Source organism: Streptomyces sp. NPDC102274, from assembly GCF_044766385.1.
In the GTDB taxonomy this organism is placed as follows: domain Bacteria; phylum Actinomycetota; class Actinomycetes; order Streptomycetales; family Streptomycetaceae; genus Streptomyces.
The window spans coordinates 1-15,209 of the sequence record NZ_JBIWLW010000031.1; the positions used below are offsets into that span (position 1 = coordinate 1).

23 protein-coding genes and 4 pseudogenes are annotated in these 15,209 nt (G+C 67.6%); 12 read left to right on the forward strand and 15 right to left on the reverse strand.

All coding sequences use genetic code 11. From position 1 onward, the window contains the following. Nucleotides 1-205: 205 nt before the first annotated feature. The 3 genes from ACIRQP_RS31735 to ACIRQP_RS31745 all read left to right on the forward strand — a co-directional run bounded on the left by ACIRQP_RS31735 (nucleotide 206) and on the right by ACIRQP_RS31745 (nucleotide 2,329). Nucleotides 206-625, forward strand: a complete 420-nt coding sequence (locus ACIRQP_RS31735) for an IS5 family transposase (protein ID WP_403896114.1) — start codon at nucleotides 206-208, stop codon at nucleotides 623-625. A gap of 8 nt (nucleotides 626-633) precedes the next feature. Beyond that, nucleotides 634-969: a hypothetical protein gene (locus tag ACIRQP_RS31740; RefSeq protein WP_403896117.1), complete on the forward strand. Its 336-nt coding sequence runs from the start codon at nucleotides 634-636 to the stop codon at nucleotides 967-969. A gap of 226 nt (nucleotides 970-1,195) precedes the next feature. Continuing rightward, a complete protein-coding gene (locus ACIRQP_RS31745; protein WP_403896378.1) occupies nucleotides 1,196-2,329 on the forward strand; it encodes a site-2 protease family protein in 1,134 nt (377 codons plus the stop codon). 9 nt (nucleotides 2,330-2,338) lie between these two features. On the opposite strand, the gene ACIRQP_RS31750 is transcribed toward ACIRQP_RS31745, so the two are convergent. Continuing rightward, nucleotides 2,339-2,770 (reverse strand): SRPBCC family protein, encoded by a 432-nt coding sequence (locus ACIRQP_RS31750; protein WP_403896120.1) that lies wholly within the window; start codon nucleotides 2,768-2,770, stop codon nucleotides 2,339-2,341. A gap of 929 nt (nucleotides 2,771-3,699) precedes the next feature. Between ACIRQP_RS31750 and ACIRQP_RS31755 the strand changes: the two genes are divergently transcribed. The 5 genes from ACIRQP_RS31755 to ACIRQP_RS31775 all read left to right on the forward strand — a co-directional run bounded on the left by ACIRQP_RS31755 (nucleotide 3,700) and on the right by ACIRQP_RS31775 (nucleotide 7,657). Beyond that, complete coding sequence (locus tag ACIRQP_RS31755; protein ID WP_403896123.1) at nucleotides 3,700-3,936, forward strand: plasmid mobilization protein; 237 nt, start codon at nucleotides 3,700-3,702, stop codon at nucleotides 3,934-3,936. Beyond that, entirely contained in the window at nucleotides 3,933-4,307 is a 375-nt protein-coding gene (locus ACIRQP_RS31760; protein ID WP_403896126.1) for a fic family toxin-antitoxin system, toxin component, read from the forward strand. The genes ACIRQP_RS31755 and ACIRQP_RS31760 overlap by 4 nt, the downstream gene beginning before the upstream one ends. Before the next feature lie 568 nt (nucleotides 4,308-4,875). Next, on the forward strand, nucleotides 4,876-5,181 hold the full coding sequence (locus ACIRQP_RS31765; protein ID WP_403896128.1) for a hypothetical protein: 306 nt from the start codon (nucleotides 4,876-4,878) through the stop codon (nucleotides 5,179-5,181). Nucleotides 5,182-5,330: 149 nt separating this feature from the next. Then, nucleotides 5,331-6,860, forward strand: coding sequence for an ISL3 family transposase (locus ACIRQP_RS31770; protein WP_403896381.1), 1,530 nt, complete (start codon nucleotides 5,331-5,333; stop codon nucleotides 6,858-6,860). A gap of 23 nt (nucleotides 6,861-6,883) precedes the next feature. After that, a complete protein-coding gene (locus ACIRQP_RS31775) occupies nucleotides 6,884-7,657 on the forward strand; it encodes a hypothetical protein (RefSeq protein ID WP_403896131.1) in 774 nt (257 codons plus the stop codon). Between the two features lie 89 nt (nucleotides 7,658-7,746). On the opposite strand, the gene ACIRQP_RS31780 is transcribed toward ACIRQP_RS31775, so the two are convergent. Further along, nucleotides 7,747-7,884, reverse strand: a complete 138-nt coding sequence (locus ACIRQP_RS31780) for a hypothetical protein (protein ID WP_403896134.1) — start codon at nucleotides 7,882-7,884, stop codon at nucleotides 7,747-7,749. Nucleotides 7,885-7,933: 49 nt separating this feature from the next. Between ACIRQP_RS31780 and ACIRQP_RS31785 the strand changes: the two genes are divergently transcribed. Further along, nucleotides 7,934-8,398, forward strand: a complete 465-nt coding sequence (locus tag ACIRQP_RS31785; protein WP_403896137.1) for a hypothetical protein — start codon at nucleotides 7,934-7,936, stop codon at nucleotides 8,396-8,398. 43 nt (nucleotides 8,399-8,441) lie between these two features. On the opposite strand, the gene ACIRQP_RS31790 is transcribed toward ACIRQP_RS31785, so the two are convergent. The 5 genes from ACIRQP_RS31790 to ACIRQP_RS31810 all read right to left on the reverse strand — a co-directional run bounded on the left by ACIRQP_RS31790 (nucleotide 8,442) and on the right by ACIRQP_RS31810 (nucleotide 10,344). Beyond that, the gene (locus ACIRQP_RS31790; RefSeq protein ID WP_403896140.1) at nucleotides 8,442-8,567 is read right to left on the reverse strand and encodes a hypothetical protein; all 126 of its coding nucleotides are present in this window, start codon (nucleotides 8,565-8,567) and stop codon (nucleotides 8,442-8,444) included. Between the two features lie 64 nt (nucleotides 8,568-8,631). Beyond that, on the reverse strand, nucleotides 8,632-9,108 hold the full coding sequence (locus ACIRQP_RS31795) for a hypothetical protein (RefSeq protein WP_403896384.1): 477 nt from the start codon (nucleotides 9,106-9,108) through the stop codon (nucleotides 8,632-8,634). Continuing rightward, entirely contained in the window at nucleotides 9,109-9,303 is a 195-nt protein-coding gene (locus tag ACIRQP_RS31800) for a hypothetical protein (RefSeq protein WP_403896142.1), read from the reverse strand. It abuts the gene before it with no gap. Between the two features lie 23 nt (nucleotides 9,304-9,326). Then, nucleotides 9,327-9,638 carry a DUF6233 domain-containing protein gene (locus ACIRQP_RS31805; RefSeq protein WP_403896144.1) on the reverse strand — a complete coding sequence of 104 codons (312 nt, stop codon included), beginning with the start codon at nucleotides 9,636-9,638 and terminating at the stop codon, nucleotides 9,327-9,329. Between the two features lie 457 nt (nucleotides 9,639-10,095). Then, nucleotides 10,096-10,344 carry an SCO4226 family nickel-binding protein gene (locus ACIRQP_RS31810; protein WP_403896147.1) on the reverse strand — a complete coding sequence of 83 codons (249 nt, stop codon included), beginning with the start codon at nucleotides 10,342-10,344 and terminating at the stop codon, nucleotides 10,096-10,098. Nucleotides 10,345-10,673: 329 nt separating this feature from the next. Here ACIRQP_RS31810 and ACIRQP_RS31815 point away from each other — a divergent pair, with 329 nt between their 5' ends. After that, entirely contained in the window at nucleotides 10,674-10,946 is a 273-nt protein-coding gene (locus ACIRQP_RS31815; RefSeq protein ID WP_403896150.1) for a hypothetical protein, read from the forward strand. 228 nt (nucleotides 10,947-11,174) lie between these two features. Here the strand turns inward: ACIRQP_RS31815 and ACIRQP_RS31820 are convergent. Then, nucleotides 11,175-11,357: pseudogene (locus ACIRQP_RS31820) on the reverse strand (pyridoxamine 5-phosphate oxidase); the annotation flags it as partial. 17 nt (nucleotides 11,358-11,374) lie between these two features. Beyond that, nucleotides 11,375-11,718 (reverse strand): annotated as a pseudogene (locus ACIRQP_RS31825) (VOC family protein); the annotation flags it as partial. 24 nt (nucleotides 11,719-11,742) lie between these two features. Between ACIRQP_RS31825 and ACIRQP_RS31830 the strand changes: the two are divergent. Further along, nucleotides 11,743-12,141 (forward strand): annotated as a pseudogene (locus ACIRQP_RS31830) (IS30 family transposase); the annotation flags it as partial. Between the two features lie 51 nt (nucleotides 12,142-12,192). Continuing rightward, nucleotides 12,193-12,504, forward strand: a complete 312-nt coding sequence (locus ACIRQP_RS31835) for an integrase core domain-containing protein (protein ID WP_403896387.1) — start codon at nucleotides 12,193-12,195, stop codon at nucleotides 12,502-12,504. Here ACIRQP_RS31835 and ACIRQP_RS31840 read toward each other — a convergent pair. The 6 genes and pseudogenes from ACIRQP_RS31840 to ACIRQP_RS31865 form a co-directional block, all read right to left on the reverse strand. Next, nucleotides 12,459-12,626, reverse strand: a pseudogene (locus ACIRQP_RS31840) (transposase); the annotation flags it as partial. The gene ACIRQP_RS31835 and the pseudogene ACIRQP_RS31840 overlap by 46 nt on opposite strands. Nucleotides 12,627-12,651: 25 nt before the next feature. Continuing rightward, complete coding sequence (locus ACIRQP_RS31845; RefSeq protein WP_403896152.1) at nucleotides 12,652-12,930, reverse strand: gas vesicle protein K; 279 nt, start codon at nucleotides 12,928-12,930, stop codon at nucleotides 12,652-12,654. Beyond that, nucleotides 12,927-13,157 carry a gas vesicle protein gene (locus ACIRQP_RS31850; protein WP_403896155.1) on the reverse strand — a complete coding sequence of 77 codons (231 nt, stop codon included), beginning with the start codon at nucleotides 13,155-13,157 and terminating at the stop codon, nucleotides 12,927-12,929. The genes ACIRQP_RS31845 and ACIRQP_RS31850 overlap by 4 nt, the downstream gene beginning before the upstream one ends. A 2-nt stretch (nucleotides 13,158-13,159) precedes the next feature. Next, entirely contained in the window at nucleotides 13,160-13,963 is an 804-nt protein-coding gene (locus ACIRQP_RS31855) for a GvpL/GvpF family gas vesicle protein (RefSeq protein ID WP_403896158.1), read from the reverse strand. Further along, the gene (locus tag ACIRQP_RS31860) at nucleotides 13,960-14,319 is read right to left on the reverse strand and encodes a gas vesicle protein (RefSeq protein WP_403896161.1); all 360 of its coding nucleotides are present in this window, start codon (nucleotides 14,317-14,319) and stop codon (nucleotides 13,960-13,962) included. Before ACIRQP_RS31860 ends, ACIRQP_RS31855 begins: the two co-directional genes overlap by 4 nt. Continuing rightward, nucleotides 14,316-15,209 (reverse strand): SRPBCC family protein, encoded by an 894-nt coding sequence (locus ACIRQP_RS31865; protein ID WP_403896164.1) that lies wholly within the window; start codon nucleotides 15,207-15,209, stop codon nucleotides 14,316-14,318. Before ACIRQP_RS31865 ends, ACIRQP_RS31860 begins: the two co-directional genes overlap by 4 nt.

A 15,209-nucleotide genomic window follows, 5' to 3' on the forward strand; every position in this document is an offset into this window, starting at 1 on the left:
AGGCCCTGCTTTCATTCCCCGGCCACGAGCCGATCACCCGACCGGGAAACCACGTTCGATCCGCAACCGAACCTCTCGGTACGACAACAGCTTCTTAGACGAATCGTCCAGGAAGTGGCCACCATCCACAATGATCGGCCTGGTCTTTTGGTTCGCGCCTGGGCCTGTTGCGAAAGTGGATCTTGGTCGAGGATGATCATGGTCTGTGGGGCGTGGTGATCTGACGAACGAGCAGTGGGCCCGGCTGGAGCCCTTGCTTCCAGTGGGTGTGAAGCCGGGCCGTCCTGCACTGTGGGCCCGGCGGCAGCTGATCGACGCGATACGGTGGCGGACCCGCACGGGTGCACCGTGGCGGGACGTCCCCGAGCGGTACGGTCCGTGGGACCGGGTCTACGACCTGTTCCGGCGCTGGCAGCGCGACGGTACCTGGAAGCGGATCCTCGAGAAGTTGCAGGCCGAGGCTGACGCCAAAGGCCTGATCACGTGGGACGTCAGTGTGGGCTCCACCGTTGCACGAGCGCATCAGCACGCCGCCGGTGCGCGAAAAAGGGGGGCCTCCAGCGCCAGCCGCCGGGTGGAACCGAGCCCGACGACCACGGCCTGGGACGCTCACGCGGCGGGCTGACCACCAAGGTGCATCTGGCGGTCGAGCTACAGAAACCGCTCACGGTCATCGTCACCGCCGACAGCGCCCAGTTCCAAACGGTCCTGGAGGCGGTCCGCGTGCCACGGCTCGGAAGAGGCCGGCCGCGCACCAGGCCTGACAAGGGCCGAGGCACCTGGATCCCCGACATGCTTTCCCTCGGCACCCGGTCACACCCCCGCGGAAAGGACTTCGCGGCCGTCCGCGCCCACCGGCCTGCCGTGTGCGTCGAGCTGCGCCGCCCCTCGCCCTACGCCCGCCTGGCCGTCACCGACCCCGACCCCGAAGCCGCCGCACACGCCGTACGCACCGCCGCAGGAATCTGACCATCCACCGGAGCGCGGCAGGAGTGCCGGTCCCAGGCGCTCACCACTGTGCTGGCGCTCCACGGCCCGCGGCGCAGGCCACGTAATGATGTCCAGCCCGACACCCATGACAACCTGCTTCCCCCCGGGGCCCCACTCCGCGATTTCCGTCCGGCCGTCCGCCGATTACCGTCCCGCTGCCGTTTTCCGGGTCCGAGGGCGGACCATGGAAATACGGGTGATGGTGATGAAAGGCTCGATCCGGATCGGACAGGTGCGCGGGATACCTTTGCGGACCCACTGGAGCGTGCCGCTACTGGTCGTGCTGTTCGCCTACGGGCTGGGCAGCCGCACTCTGCCTTCGTACGTGCCCGGGCTGGCCCCTGGCTTGTACACGCTCGGTGCGTTGGCCGGGGCCCTGCTGTTGATGGTAAGCCTGGTGGTCCACGAGGCTGCCCATGCGCTGACCGGCCGCCGGGCGGGCATCCCCGTCCAGGACATGACGCTGTGGGCGCTGGGCGGGATAACCCGGATGGACCGGCCGAAGACGGCCCGCGCGGCGTTCGTGGTGGCGGTCAGCGGGCCGCTGGCGAGCCTCGCCGTCGGCGGGGTGGTCCTCGCGGCGGGGGTGGGGACGTACGCGCTGTTCGGCCGCTCGGTGCCCGTCGGCGTTCTGCTGTGGCTCGGCGGGGCCAACCTCCTCCTCGGGGTGTTCAACCTGCTGCCCGCCGCCCCGCTGGACGGCGGCCGGGTGCTGCAGGCGGTGGTGTGGTGGCGCACCGGCGACCAGGACCGGGCGCTGCGGGCGGCCGGGCGCAGCGGGCAGGTCTTCGGCTGGCTGCTGGTCGCCGTCGGCGTGCTGTCGTTCGCAGGCGGGGCGTCGGGCGGGTTGTGGCTGGTGCTGATCGGCGGGTTTGTGGCGATCGTGGCGTCGGCGGAGCGGAAGCGGGCCGTGCTGGGCGCTGCGCTGCGCGGCGTCAGGGCGGACGAGGCGATGTCCGGCCCGGTGACCACCGGTCCGGACTGGCTGACCGTGGACCGCTTCATCGAGGAGATCGCCGCCCAGGCGGGCCACTCGGTGCTGCCGCTGCTCGACTTCGAGGGCCGCTCAAGCGGCGTCGTACAGCTACGGCGGCTGGCGGCGGTGCCTCCCGCGCGGCGGCCCGCGGTGCGGGTGCGCGATGTGGCGGCCCCGGTGTCCCGGTGCACGGTCGCGGCCCCCGAGGAGGCGATGGAGGACATCCTGGACCGCATCGGCTCCACCACCGGCACCGGCCTGCCCGTCCTGGTCATGGAGGGCGGGCATCTGGCCGGGATCATCACCGCGCACGACATCACCCGCCTGGTCCGGCGCCACACCCTGGGCCCGGCTCCCGGTTAGTGCTCGCGGTTAGTGCTCACGCTCCACGAGATCCCTGAACTGCTCCAGGTCCTGCCGTACGAGGCGTTCGATCGCAGTGGCCTGCGCGAATCCCTTCGGCCCGCCGAAGGTCTCCGTGACGGTGCTGGGGTCGTACTCCAGCCGCACCTGGATGCGGGAGTGCTCCGCGTCGATCGGCAGCACCGAGAATGTGCCCGCCAGCCGTGGCCCGTTCCTGGTCCGCCACGCCATCACCCGGCCGCGGTCACGGTCGGTGATCTCGGCGTCGAATTCCTGGGCCCGGCCACCTGCCTCGACGTCGACGCGCGCCCGCTGCCCGCCTTCCGCCCGGACCTGCCGCACGCCTTCGACGAACCGCGTGTACTCCTCGACCCGGTGGAGGCGGTCCCAGACCACCCGGGTCGGAACGCTGATATCGATCTGCTCTTCGAGAGTGCTCATGAGTAACCTCACCTGATCGGTCCACACCCCTCCCCTCCAGGGTGCGCCGCCCACAGCGCGGGGGCCATGGGCATCGGGTCCGGAGCGCCAGGGCGTCGTGATGCGGCCGGCCGACGACGCGGACCGCCGACAGGCGGCCATGGGCTTGAGCTCACCGGCCCATGCCCGGCCCGCCGGACGGGCAGAGAGTGGGGATGAGGGCCCCGATGGGCCTGACACGGTCACTGTCGGTACGTGAAGGAGATGATCCGCATGCCATCAGCGGTCACAGAGGTTTCGAACAAGCCGTGGGCGTCATCAGCAAGCTGGTGACGCCCACGGCTTTGGGAAGCCCCAGATTCCGTCTCCTGTACGGGAAGTCTTGGCTCGGGTTTGCGCTCCAGCGGTTACTGAAGGTGCGACTCGGGTGGGGCGATGTCCTGGGACCGGTGGCTTTCGTTGCCGCGTCGACGATCAGTGAGGCACCGCGCCAGACGATGGCGGCCGCGGAGACGGCCATGCTCGTGGAGGGTGTCGACGCCGGGCAGGCACGCCGGGTCGTCAACCGTGTGATCTTCGGGTACCCCGAAGGAGTGGACGCCTATGTGCGGGCCGCCGAGGAGTTGCCGCCGCCGCTGAAGCCGACAGACACCCTGCCCCTCCCGGAGTTCCCCGGCTGGGGCGTGGTGCGGTGGTCCTGCCCGTTCGACTGCGGATGGCACCACGACGAGGACCCGGGCGCCGACTCCGGGCCGTGGCCCCCTGGTCCCTGTCGGCCGACCCCACCCCCGAGGAAGTGTCGGCGGCGATCGGTCCACAGGTCGATACCCGGCACCGGGCGATGCTGGAGCGGGTCGAGTCGGCCCTCTGGCCTCATGGACGCCGCTCCCCGGACAGGGCTCTTGGCGTAGACCTGTGTAGCGTGACGTACGGGCCGCTACAATGCGCCCATGAAGCAGATCAATGTACGGGTAGACGAAGACGCATACGCCGGGATCGAGGCGCGCGCTGTCGCCGCCGGCATGACGGTGCCCGAGTTTGCCCGCCAGGTCATTACCGACGAGGCCAACGATCTCCGCCACCGCTTCCTGGCAGCCGGCGCGCACTTCTCGGACGCATGGTCCGACACGTTCGCCACCGAGTTCGGGCACCCGGGCAGCGAGCAGCACGGAGCAGCCGCCGCGTGATCGTGCACATTGACCGCGCCTGGCTCCTGGACCTCGCGCACCAGCACCTTCCCGGAGACCCCGACGTGACCGACTTCGGCACCCTCGCCGCTGCTGTGGCCCGGCACGCCGACAAGGTCCTGGACACTCCCATCTACACCGAGGCGCACCACCGGGCCGCCGCCCTCATGCACCAGCTGATCCGGGTACCGGCCCTGGAGTACGCCAATGAGTTGTTCGCCGCGGTGGTCGCCGCGTCGTACCTGACGGTGAGCGGCGCCATCGTCGTTGCCCAGCCCAAGCATGCCGCTGCCCTCGCCGCCCGGATCGACCGGGACCGCCTGAATGTCCGCCAGGTCGCTGAAGAACTCAAGGGCTGGATCGCCCGGTGAGCCGCGATCAGCGGCTCGTACACTGTAGGTCCGCATCCGCGCTCTGGGCTCTCCCCGGCTGCCTCCACGGTGCGGACGGGCCCGACGTCGGCCAGCGATGCCGTCCCAGCCGGGTGGAGGACTCGATACTCAGTCCGTGGAGGACGAGGCGTGCAGCTTCGCCTGGGCCCAGGCAATTGCCCATGCGGTGAACCGACGGTGCGCGGGTGTCCCGGTATGGCCGCAGACCGGTGGGAGCTGGCGCCATGTGCCGCTTGCAGGGTGCTCACGCACGCTCTCGGCATGAGGGGGGTCCCTGCCATTACCCCTATCAAGCGTGACTGTCTGCGAGGCCCGGCTGCTGGTTCCGTGGATCTCGGCGAGGTCTGAAGGACTCCGTTGGCGCGTCCCCTCGGGGCGTGTGCTGCTTGCTGTTCGCCTCCGGGGGACCGGTATGCGCCACGTGAACGGTCCGCTCCAGCACCTGGAGACGCAGCTGCCCGCGGCCGACGTGGTCCTGGACCCACGCGACGATCCGGTCCGTCGAGGAGCCGGCCGGGACGCTGTTCTTCGGCCATCGCGCCAACGAGTGCGTCTGGATCGCCGAGCCCGCGATGGACGAAGACGGCGCGGCGCGGCGCGCCCCGCACCGGAGTCGATCCGGATCACCGCTCAGGAAGCGGGGCTGCTGCAGACCGTGCCCCTCTCCGACATCGCCGCACACGTCCGCCTCGCGGCACACCCCGACCATTCCTCCGCTGTCATCGCCATGGCTCTGTCGATGACGAAGAGCAGCGTTTCTCTGGCAGGTCGGGAGGCGCTGCCCGCGCCGATTGTCCACGGGTTCGGGTTCTGGCACAACTTCTGTGACGTGGCCACGCTGAGTGACGGCTGAGCTTACCTGGGCAGTACGTGAAGTCGCCCGAAAATGAGCCGTGGTCGGGGCGGTTGGGATGACAGTTCGGGGCCGTGGAAGAGATCGTGCTCCGGTTGCAAGAGCTGTTGTTCCCGTCGATCACGGACGTCGCGGTGCTGTCGGTGGACGTGAGCATCGCGATTGTTCGCGTCGACGCCGAATGCACTGCGAACGGTGCTGCTTGCCCGGCGTGCGAGGTCTGGTCGAACCGGGTTCATGGTTCCTACCTGCGGTTTCCTGCTGATGTGCCGAGCGCCGGACGAAGCGTTGTTCTCCGGCTGAGGGTCCGCCGGTTCACCTGCGGTAACTCGGAATGCGCACGCCGGACCTTCGTCGAGCAGATACCCGGTCTGACTCGTCGGCACGGGCAACGGACCGAGCGGCTGCGTTCGACGCTGGCCTCGGTCGGTCTCGCCCTGGCGGGCCGGGCCGCCGCTCGGCTGAGCTCCGTGCTTGGGGTGTCCGTCAGCCGGAGTACCGTCCTGCGCTTGGTCGATGCTCTTCCCGAGCCGGAGGTGCCCGCCCCGCGTGTGGTCGGTGTCGATGAGTACGCCACCCGCAAGGGCCGCCACTACGGCACCGTTCTCGTCGACGTCGAGACCCGCCGTCCTGTTGACCTGCTGCCCGACCGGGAGGCATCGAGCCTGGCGGCCTGGCTCGCCGATCGGCCCGGCGTCGAGGTCGTGTGCCGGGACCGGGCGCCGTTCTTCGCCGAGGGTGCCAGCTCCGGTGCACCGCAGGCCGTCCAGGTCGCGGACCGGTGGCATCTCTGGCACAACCTGAGCGAGGCTGCCGAGCGCAGCGTTGCCCAGCACCGTCGCTGCCTCCGCGCTCTGGTCCCCACAGCCCCTGAACCCGGACCCGAGCCCGAGGCCGTTCCGGCCGCGGAATCGTCCGGTTCTCCTTGGCCGCGCGGACACCGATTCGCCGATCGGGCTCGGGCCCGGCATGCCGCCGTCCACGCACTGCTGACGGCGGGGCACAGCCGGCGCTCGGTGCAGCGGCAGCTCGGGATGACCTACCGCACCGTCAAGCAGCTCGCCGACGCCGCAACGCCGGAAGAGCTGTTCACCGGGCAGTGGCAGAACCGACCCTCCGTCCTCGACGACTACAAGCCCTACCTGGATGACCGCTGGAACGAGGGCTGCACCAACGCCTGGAAGCTGTGGGAGGAGATCGTGCCGCTCGGCTACAAGGGCAGCTACCAGCGCGTTCGCGCCTATCTGCACGACAAGCGCACCTCACCGCAACCGGTGACCGCCCGGCCGCCCTCGCCCCGGACCGTCGCCGGATGGATCCTCCGCCGTCCGGACGCCCTCACCGAGACCGAACAACTCCATCTCAAGGCTGTCCAGGCGCACTGCCCAGAACTCGACGCCCTCACCGGGCACGTCCGCTCCTTCGCGACCATGCTCACCGAGCGCCGAGGTGAGCGCCTGCCCGACTGGCTCGACGCCGTCCGGCAGGACGACCTGCCCAGCCTCCACACCCTCGCCGCAGGCATCGACCGCGACCGCGACGCCGTCATCGCCGGCCTGACTCTGCCCTGGAGCTCAGGCGTCGTGGAAGGGCACGTCAACCGGATCAAGATGCTCAAGCGCCAGATGTTCGGCCGCGCAGGCTTCGCCCTCCTGCGGAAGCGCGTCCTCATGGCCTGATCACCGACGATGGGAGGAACTTGATGGCCGCCGCGGCGGCGGATGTGCAAGCCTTCCTTTTCCAGATGCCGACGGGGAAGACCTTGATGACCAGCGACGACGCCCTCGATCAGTTCAGACACATCGCGCGCGAGAGGGCATTTGGCAGGCATATCGGGTCGGACAGACTCATCCAGGCAGGTCTGGACGCGCTGATAGCTGGGGTCGAGAGCCCCTCCCTGGCCATGCTGGCGGGACTCCTCCGAAGCGAAGAGCCCGAAGCGCCAGAGCTCTTCGACCAAGTACTGGAGGAGCTGGGACTGATCTTCCGCCCGCCCGCGGACCCCCGGGCCGCAAAGTGGGCGATGGCCTACTGGATCGCCGGTCAGATCGCCGACGGATCCCTGGATCCCGCCGTCGGCACTCACCTCATCTGGGCAGACATCGCCTATGACCTCGGCTACCCAGAAGAGCTGGAACCCCTCGTGCACTGCGCGCACAACCTAGACGGCTGGGAAGAGAGCTGGGGAATCTCCGTCGAGGACCTCAGCGGAGAAGCGGTTACCGACGAAAAGTCAGTGATCAGCGGTGATCTCCACGCGTCCAAGATCTTTTCCCACCGCGCTGGTCACCGAGGTTCTCACCCAGGTGTCCGGCAGGATGCAGCCAGGCAGAGCCGACGGCCACAGGACAGAGTTACTACACGCACATGCAGCCGGATCACGTTCCGCCTCTTCCCGGTCACCCTATGCGATGGCTACGGTGACCTCTGCACCATGAGCAGGTCAGTCAGCGCTGGCGAGCAGGGGGCTGTATGAAACGGCTGTGGGTCAGGCATGTCAGGGAAGCACTGCACACGGGCTTCGCGGAACACAGCGACATGAGTGACTACGCAAAAGGCAGCGACTCAGTCCAGCGCGATCTCGCCGTCCGGTAGCCACCCGTCCCAGTAGCCGTCCATCACATCGAGCAGTTGCCGGGGCTCCACCCTGGCCGACTGGGACCGCAGGCCGGTCGTCGTCCACCAGCGTGCACTCGGGCCCAAAGCCCTGAGCGCCGAATCGCACCATTCCCCCACCGCCGGCGCCACGAGAATGACGTATTGCACTCCTGCCGTCGCCCCAGTCCCCAACCGAAGTCGGGCGGCGAATACCGACGACGAGCTCGACCAGCTGTACGCCCGGCTCGACGCCATCGAAGCACTCCAGCCCTACGAGCAGCCCGTCTACGGAGACCGCAGTATCGGCTACCAGATGGGGTGGGACGCCTGCCTCGCAGCCATCCGCGCCGCCATCGGCCAGGCCGCCGACCCCGACAGACGGAACGGAAATGGACTAATTGACGTTTTTACCTATAAGACCGCCACGGCAGACCTTGGAGAACAAATGACATCTGAACTCGACCGCGAGGCCAAGGAAGCGCTGCTCGTCGCCATCAAGGAGCAGGTCGAAGCAATCAGGACGTCGAAAAGCGGGACGACCTCAGCGGCAGAAGGGCTGAAGCATCTCGCCGAGGCATACGCACTACTGGAGCGGCCCATCCCAGGCACTGGCCACTGACACGCAGCACACCCCCACCACGGACAGCGGGGCACACGCGCCTTCACCGCATCCGCGTCACCGCGAGCAGCGCATGACGCCCCGTCCCCACCAGAACCTCCACCACCACATGCGCCTCCACCACCGTGTACCGCTCCTCCCCGAGCGCGGCCGGCCCGAGCTCACTCACTCCAGCCAGCACGACACCGACCCGCGCGGCCAAAACCTGATCGAGCCGGGACGACAGCCGCAGCTCACCCTCCAGCGCGAGGACCAGCGCCCGCGGCCGTGCTCGCGGCCCCGACGTATCCGACGACCGTCGCGTCCCGCGTATCCGCATGCCGGATCTTCACCCACGCCCGGCGCCCGCCCGGGTACGCCCCGGCCGCGCGCTTCGCCACGACGCCCTCGATCCCCTGATCCCGGAGCCCCTCGTACCAGGCGAGCGCCACATCCCGATCGTCCGTCGCCGGTACGGCCTGGATCGGCGGCCCGATCTCAGCAAGCACCCCGAGCAGCAGGCCGCGGCGCTCCACATACGGCCGGCCGCGCACGTCCCCCAGCTCGGGAAGGGACAAGATGTCCCACACGGCGTACGAGGCCGGCCGCTGGTGGCTGAGCAGCAGCGCGCGGGCCGGGGCCGACGCGGCGCGGGACTGCGCCGCAGAAAAGTCGATGTGCCGGCCGGTCCAGATGACGGCCTCGCCATCGAGGACTGTGCCGGGAAGCAGCTACTCACCGGCGCGTGCAAGGTCCCTCCACCAGGGCCTGAAGATCCGGCCCGAGCAGGCGTACAGGACCACCGTTTCCGCAGTGCGGGCCATGACCGTCCGGTGCCCGTCGAACTTGGGCTCGTACCACCAGCCGGACCCTGCGGGCAGTACCGGGACTGCCTTCGCCAGCGCCACATCGACGGGGAGATCCACATGTCCAGGGTGCGCCCGGCCGATCAGTCGAGCACGCCGAGGGCGGTGTCCGGCCGGCAGACATCGCACGGCTGAGCCCCGTGCTCGGTGAAGGCCGCGACGGCCTGTTCCCGGGTGATCGGCTGCGCTTTCTTTCCCGCCACCCAGCAGTCGCCGACGTGCACCGTCTTTTGCTCCACCCTGCGCTCAACGACCCACTCGGGCGGCGGTTGGCGGGTGGCGGTCTCGGCGGTCCGCCCTTCCTCCATAGCGATCCAGCGTCGCGTGCGTTCCAGGTCCCGGAGCTGGACCTTCTCCAGGAAGCGGAGTGCTTCCAGACGCGAAGACTCGCTCATACGTTCGAGTCTAGGTGGGGCGACGCACGCCGCGACATCCACCCATCGGGCACCCTGGTCGGCTACCGCGACCTTCTTCGCCGTGGTTCTTGGCCACGGCCTGGTTCGGGCACTCGTGCACCTCGGCCTCTGAGCCCTCGCCGCGAGCACTGAATGCTGAAAAATTTACCCAAACCCCATTGACTCGACCCATATCTGATGCAAGCTGGTTATTAGGCCACAACACTCAAAGAGCACACGAAGTCGGCGAGGACGTCTAGTCGGTGGAGTGACTTGGACAAGATGTGGTTCAGGCCCCCGGCAAGCCGGCGCGATACCGAGGCAACAGCGACGACTGGCGCTTCAGGACACGCGCAGCACTACCGGGGACTGGTTTTGCCCTCGGAGTCTTTGTGCGGCGAGCCTGACCGCAGCGCGAAGGCTCCGCAGTGGCGCGCTCCGGCTTGTCGAGTCAACGTCACGCACTGAGCGGCACCGGATGGATCTCGTCCGCCGAGTGGCCAGCGCGGTCGTGAACGCGCCGCACGGCATCTGCCGACGGAGCCTGAGAGAGACAGAAAACTTCACCGGAGTCAGGGTCAGCCCACAGGTGCTCGAAGTGGACGCCCTCATCACTTTCGATCGCGAGGTCTGCCTGATGGGCCTCCCTCAGCTGCTCAGCGGTAATGGCTTTCCTGCCGTGATGGATGTCCATGAACCGAGGCATCGGATTCACCTACCTGTCGGATTCACCTACCTGATAGTGCGGCCATACCTCCAGGGTGGCTCAGGTCGCCGACTCCAGCACTCTGACGGCGTTGGGTCGGCAGTACGGGCGCGCCTCCGCCGCAGTCAGGATCTGCGCGCTACAGTGATCGACGATCGTCACGACGCGGGTACGAATCCCGCCGCCGACCATGGCGTAGTCGAGCAGACAACACGAAGGCCCCCACCCCGAAGATGGCTCGGGGTGGGGGCTTGTGCTGTGTCGGGATGCAGGTGGCCGCGTTTGGGGTGACGGTGGAATGAGGAGTTCACTTCAACCCGGGAGCCGTCATGATCAAGATGCTGCATGAGAAGGGCTTGCGGAGCGAGCACATGTACACGGCGGGAGTCGTGTCGATAGGGCTCGCCATCGCCTCGTGGGTGGGGTCCATCAAATACGAGCCGATCGGTGGGCTGGATCGCGCTGACCGATGGGGGATCTTCGTCGGTGAGTGGGCGCCCACTTTCTTCTGCATGGGGCTGGCTCTGTCGCAGTACGAGCAGACGGAGGAGGAGAAGCTGATCCTGCGGGAGGAGATACCGCGCGATCTTTCGAGCCTCTGAACCTCAGGGCCGGGGCTTCATATGGTGTTCGGTGTGCTCGGCTGATCGGCTGGGCGCACCCTGGAGACGTGGATCTCCCCGTCGATGTGGCGCTGGCGAAGGCAGCCCCGGTGCTGCCCGCAGGTGAGGGCTGGTGGTTTGAGCCCAAATTCGACGGTTCTCCAGACACTCAGATGTGTCTCACCTACTGGTGCCGTCGATTCAGGAGCCTGTGCGCGAGGGTGGCCACGGGAGTTTGGGCGCGTTCTTCGTCGTACACATGACGATGTGCGACCCGTTCCAGGTGAAGGCGATCGGTACGTTGCGCGGGGTTCCGTCATTGGCGACGTAGGCCAGGCTGGTCACGTCACGGGCCAGCAGTTCCTGGCTGATCGGGCGGTTCAGAACCTCGATGATCTCGTTCGGCTGCATGGTTCGGTTCCTCCCTCTCAGCGCAGTTGCTCGGCCAGTCCGACGATGATGCCCTCCGGGCCGCGGATGTAGCAGAGCAGATAGCTGTCCCCCGGGCGATCTCGCCGACGAGTTCGGCGCCGTGGCGCAGGCGGGCAACGGTGTCCTCGATGTCGTCGACGGCGAACATGACGTGGTGCGTGCCCAGAATGTTGTGCGGCCGGTTGCGCGGCCCGGCGCTGATCACCGCGGGGCTGCGGTACTTCGCCAGCTCGAGCCGACTGTGACCGTCCGGGGTCCGGACCATCGCGATGTCACAGCGGACGCCGTCGAGTCCGGTGCACTGGTCGGCGAAGAGGCCCTCGACCTCCGCCCTGCCCTCCCGATCTCATCATCGGCACCGGCCGGTCCGGCCCTGGCCAGCCGTGGCGCCGAGGCCGTGAAAGACGCGATCGCTGCCACGATCACCACGCTTCCCGACCAACTGCGCCGCTCACTGACCTGGGACCGCGGCAAGGAACTGGCCCAGCATGCCCAACTCCGCATCGACACCGGCCTGCAGGTCTACTTCGCCGACCCGCACAGCCCCTGGCAGCGGGGCACCAACGAGAACACCAACGGACTGCTGCGACAGTACTTCCCGAAGGGCACGGACCTGTCGCGATGGGAGGCCGACGAACTCGAGGCCGTCGCTCTCGCACCCAACAACAGGCCCCGCAAAACACTCGGTTGGAAGACACCCGCCGAGGCCCTCAACGGGCATCTACTATCGGTCCAAGAAGCCGGTGTTGCGACGACCGATTGAGTCCGGGCAGACACCGGCTTCCGGCTCGCCACCCACCTGGCCGCCGAACAGATCGCCGCGTCCATCGGCACCGTCGGGGACGCCCTCGACAACGCCCCGATGGAATCGACCATCGGGCTCTGCAAAACCGAGCTCATCAAGCCGCAGCTCCCCTGGAAAGCCCTGAGCGACGTCGAGTCGGCCACCGCTGAGTACGTCGACTGGTACAACCACCGTCGACCCCACGGTGAGATCGGCCACGTCCCACCCGCCGAATACGAAACCACCCACTACCAGAACACACAAAAACAGCAGGTCACAGCCACAATCCAGGGTCTCTACCGAACCCGGAACGGTTCAGTGAGGCGGACAAGTTGTTTGTAGCAGCAGAGTGCTGGGGCGAGGCCGAGGAAGGCCAGGTAGTTGCGGGGTTGGCGTTCGTAGCGGTGGTTGAGTCTGCGGTAGCCGGTCAGCCAGGACATGGTGCGCTCGATGACCCACCTTCGGGCATGTTGCCTCAGTTCAGGTGCGTCAGTCGCGAGGCAACAGCGTTCCCAAGGGGCCGAGATCCAGGTTGAGGTCTTCCATGCTGAGCCCGTGTTGGTCGCAGAGTTCGTTCATTCGCTGGTCAAGCAGCATGAGTGTGGTGCCGATCCGGTCGACCTGCTCGTCCGTGAGGTCGCCCTGTTCCACCCGGCGGATAGCTTGCCGCTCCATGAGTTGACGCAGGAGTTCCACGATGGTCAGGACCAGGGCGACCAGGTCGCGTCCCATCTGATCGCGGTCCACGTCGATCCGCGTGCTGGTCACAGGGGTCCTCCGTCCGCCCAAGGGGCGGGAATTCGTTCGCTCACCGAGGAAAGCAGGGCGTGCAGTGACAATCTGACCAGGGGGACATCTGCGATCGCGATGACCAGGTCGCCGCTGACGACCACGCCGGTCGCCAGTACGCGGTCGAGGAGATCGACGAGGGGGACTCCGATGGGGCCGGTCAGTGGCTGTGGAGTGTTCCATGGCACGGGTTCACGCGTCGTCATCCTCACACCTCGCCGACGAAGGAGTAGGGCACCCACGGTCCGGACATCTCGATTTCCGCGCCGGTCGAGCGGCGAAGTTCTTGGACCGTACGAGCGACGTCGTCGGTCCGGTCCTCGTCTACCAGATAGGCCGCGTTGAGCACTTGCGTCCTGCCCGGCTCCAGGAGTTCCTGAGCGTGTGTACGCAGGCGCCGGGATGCCGCGGCCACGGTTCCCAGTGCCGTGTCCACGGTCTCGGCCGTGCGCAGTGCTTCGTCGTGGTGCTGTTCGCGCCGCTTCTGGATGCCTCGCTTACGGTTCAGATAGGCGCGGCCGTCGCCGGAGGACGGGCAGTCGCGGCCGGACGTCGCGGGCGCCGGTGGGGCCGGGCGCGGGGGTGTGGTCGGCGTGTACACCTTCACCCCCCACTCGACCCTTCCTTCGATACGTCGTAGGGCGTTGTGGAAGCGGTCGGCGTCCTGTTGAAGGACCTGTCCGGCCCGCTCGTCGCTCCGGTAGAGCGTGGCCAGCGGAAGGGGAACCGTGGGTCCACGTGTGGCGGCGGCGGAAACCACGTCGTGGTGGGCACGGGCACAGCGCTCCAGTTCCCTCTGGTCCGACAGGCGTTCCCGCCAGGCATCCTCACTGAAGTGCGCCGCCTCGACGTGCTGCACGATGGCCGTGAGCGTACCGAAGGGCAGCAGGCGTACCGGGGAGTTCTCCCCGAGCCCGGGGAGCGTCGCGAGAGCGCCCTGATCAATGTGTCCGCAGACCGCGAACACGTAGGTCGCGGTCTGCTGCTGGACGGCGGGACCGGAGGTGCTCATGTCCCTTGTCTCTCCTTGGTGGGGGTCAGGGTGGGGGCCTGTTCGAGACTGGATTCGAGGGCTTCCAGGCGGGCACGGAGCTCATCGTTCTCGACTTGGAGTGCGCTGCGGGCAGCGCGTGAGCTGAGAGCCGGATCGGTCTCCCACCAGTCGATGCCGGCTTTTCTGGCGGTATCCACAGACGCGACGAACAGGCGCAGCCGGATGGTCAGCAGCTCGATGTCGAGCAGGTCGATCTTGATGTCTCCGGCGATGACGATGCCCTTGTCGAGGACGCGTTCGAGGATGTCGGCGAGGTTGGTGGTGCTCGCGGCGTAGGCGGGTGCGCCGCCGTGTCTATAGTCGACGTCGGTCACCGGGTCTCTTCCTCGTCCTCGTCCTCATCCGGCTCGTCGTCGTCCTCGTACGTCCACTCCCCGTCTTCCTCCTCCATCACCTCTTCGTGGGTGCGAACGACCTCGCCCTCCCGGATCTCGCCGCGCCACGCGTCTTCGGGCTCCTCGTCGGTGAGTGTGACGTAGCGCTGGAAGTGCTTGAAGTCCAGACGGAGGCGCCGCCCCTGTGCACGCCACAGGTTTCCGGTCTTCTCAAAGAAGCCGGACGGGTAGTACTCGACGACGAGGACGATCCGGGTCAGTGCCGGCGCCAACTCGTGGAAGCTGACGGCCCCCCGAGTCGTGCCCTTGGCGCCTTCCGAGGTCCATACGATGCGCTCGTCAGGTACCTGCTCCTGAACCGTCGCCTTGAAAGCCCGGGTCGAGGGACCGACCTTGGCCTTCCAGTCGCTCGTCACCTCATCGCTCTGCGATACATCGCGTACGCCCTTGGTAAAGCTGCTGAACTTGTCGTACTGAGTCCAGTGGTCATAGGCGGTACGGAGTGGCACTCCCACATCGAGCACTTCGATGATGCTCGTCACCTTGGTGTCGCCCGGCTTGCGTCCCCCGCTGCCGACGCCGAGCGCCTCTTTGGCTTTGCCCACGATGCTGTCCTTCACCCCCTTCGCCTTCTCCAAGACGAATGCCTTCAACGGTGATTCGCCCCGGAGGAGACGGGAACCGATCGCGGGCAGCTTTCCACCGTTCTCCGCGACGTCGGTGAGCTGACCGGTGACATCGGTCAGCTTGTCGGCGGCTCTCTCGGCCAGAAGCTCGACCTGGGAGCCGAGATAGCCGGAGATCTCTTCGCGCACGCGCCCGAGAGCGGAAGCGCCGGCGTCGGAGGTGTCCTCTGATGTCTTGGTCAT

Excerpts from the sequence above, each read along its gene's own strand:
- ACIRQP_RS31745 (WP_403896378.1), top strand. The coding sequence starts at position 1,196 with ATGAAAGGCTCGATCCGGATCGGACAGGTGCGCGGGATACCTTTGCGG.
- ACIRQP_RS31750 (WP_403896120.1), bottom strand. The coding sequence starts at position 2,770 with ATGAGCACTCTCGAAGAGCAGATCGATATCAGCGTTCCGACCCGGGTG.
- ACIRQP_RS31755 (WP_403896123.1), top strand. The coding sequence starts at position 3,700 with ATGAAGCAGATCAATGTACGGGTAGACGAAGACGCATACGCCGGGATC.
- ACIRQP_RS31775 (WP_403896131.1), top strand. The coding sequence starts at position 6,884 with ATGGCCGCCGCGGCGGCGGATGTGCAAGCCTTCCTTTTCCAGATGCCG.
- ACIRQP_RS31785 (WP_403896137.1), top strand. The coding sequence starts at position 7,934 with ATGACGTATTGCACTCCTGCCGTCGCCCCAGTCCCCAACCGAAGTCGG.
- ACIRQP_RS31805 (WP_403896144.1), bottom strand. The coding sequence starts at position 9,638 with ATGAGCGAGTCTTCGCGTCTGGAAGCACTCCGCTTCCTGGAGAAGGTC.
- ACIRQP_RS31810 (WP_403896147.1), bottom strand. The coding sequence starts at position 10,344 with ATGCCTCGGTTCATGGACATCCATCACGGCAGGAAAGCCATTACCGCT.
- ACIRQP_RS31815 (WP_403896150.1), top strand. The coding sequence starts at position 10,674 with ATGATCAAGATGCTGCATGAGAAGGGCTTGCGGAGCGAGCACATGTAC.
- ACIRQP_RS31850 (WP_403896155.1), bottom strand. The coding sequence starts at position 13,157 with ATGACGACGCGTGAACCCGTGCCATGGAACACTCCACAGCCACTGACC.
- ACIRQP_RS31855 (WP_403896158.1), bottom strand. The coding sequence starts at position 13,963 with ATGAGCACCTCCGGTCCCGCCGTCCAGCAGCAGACCGCGACCTACGTG.
- ACIRQP_RS31865 (WP_403896164.1), bottom strand. The coding sequence starts at position 15,209 with ATGACCAAGACATCAGAGGACACCTCCGACGCCGGCGCTTCCGCTCTC.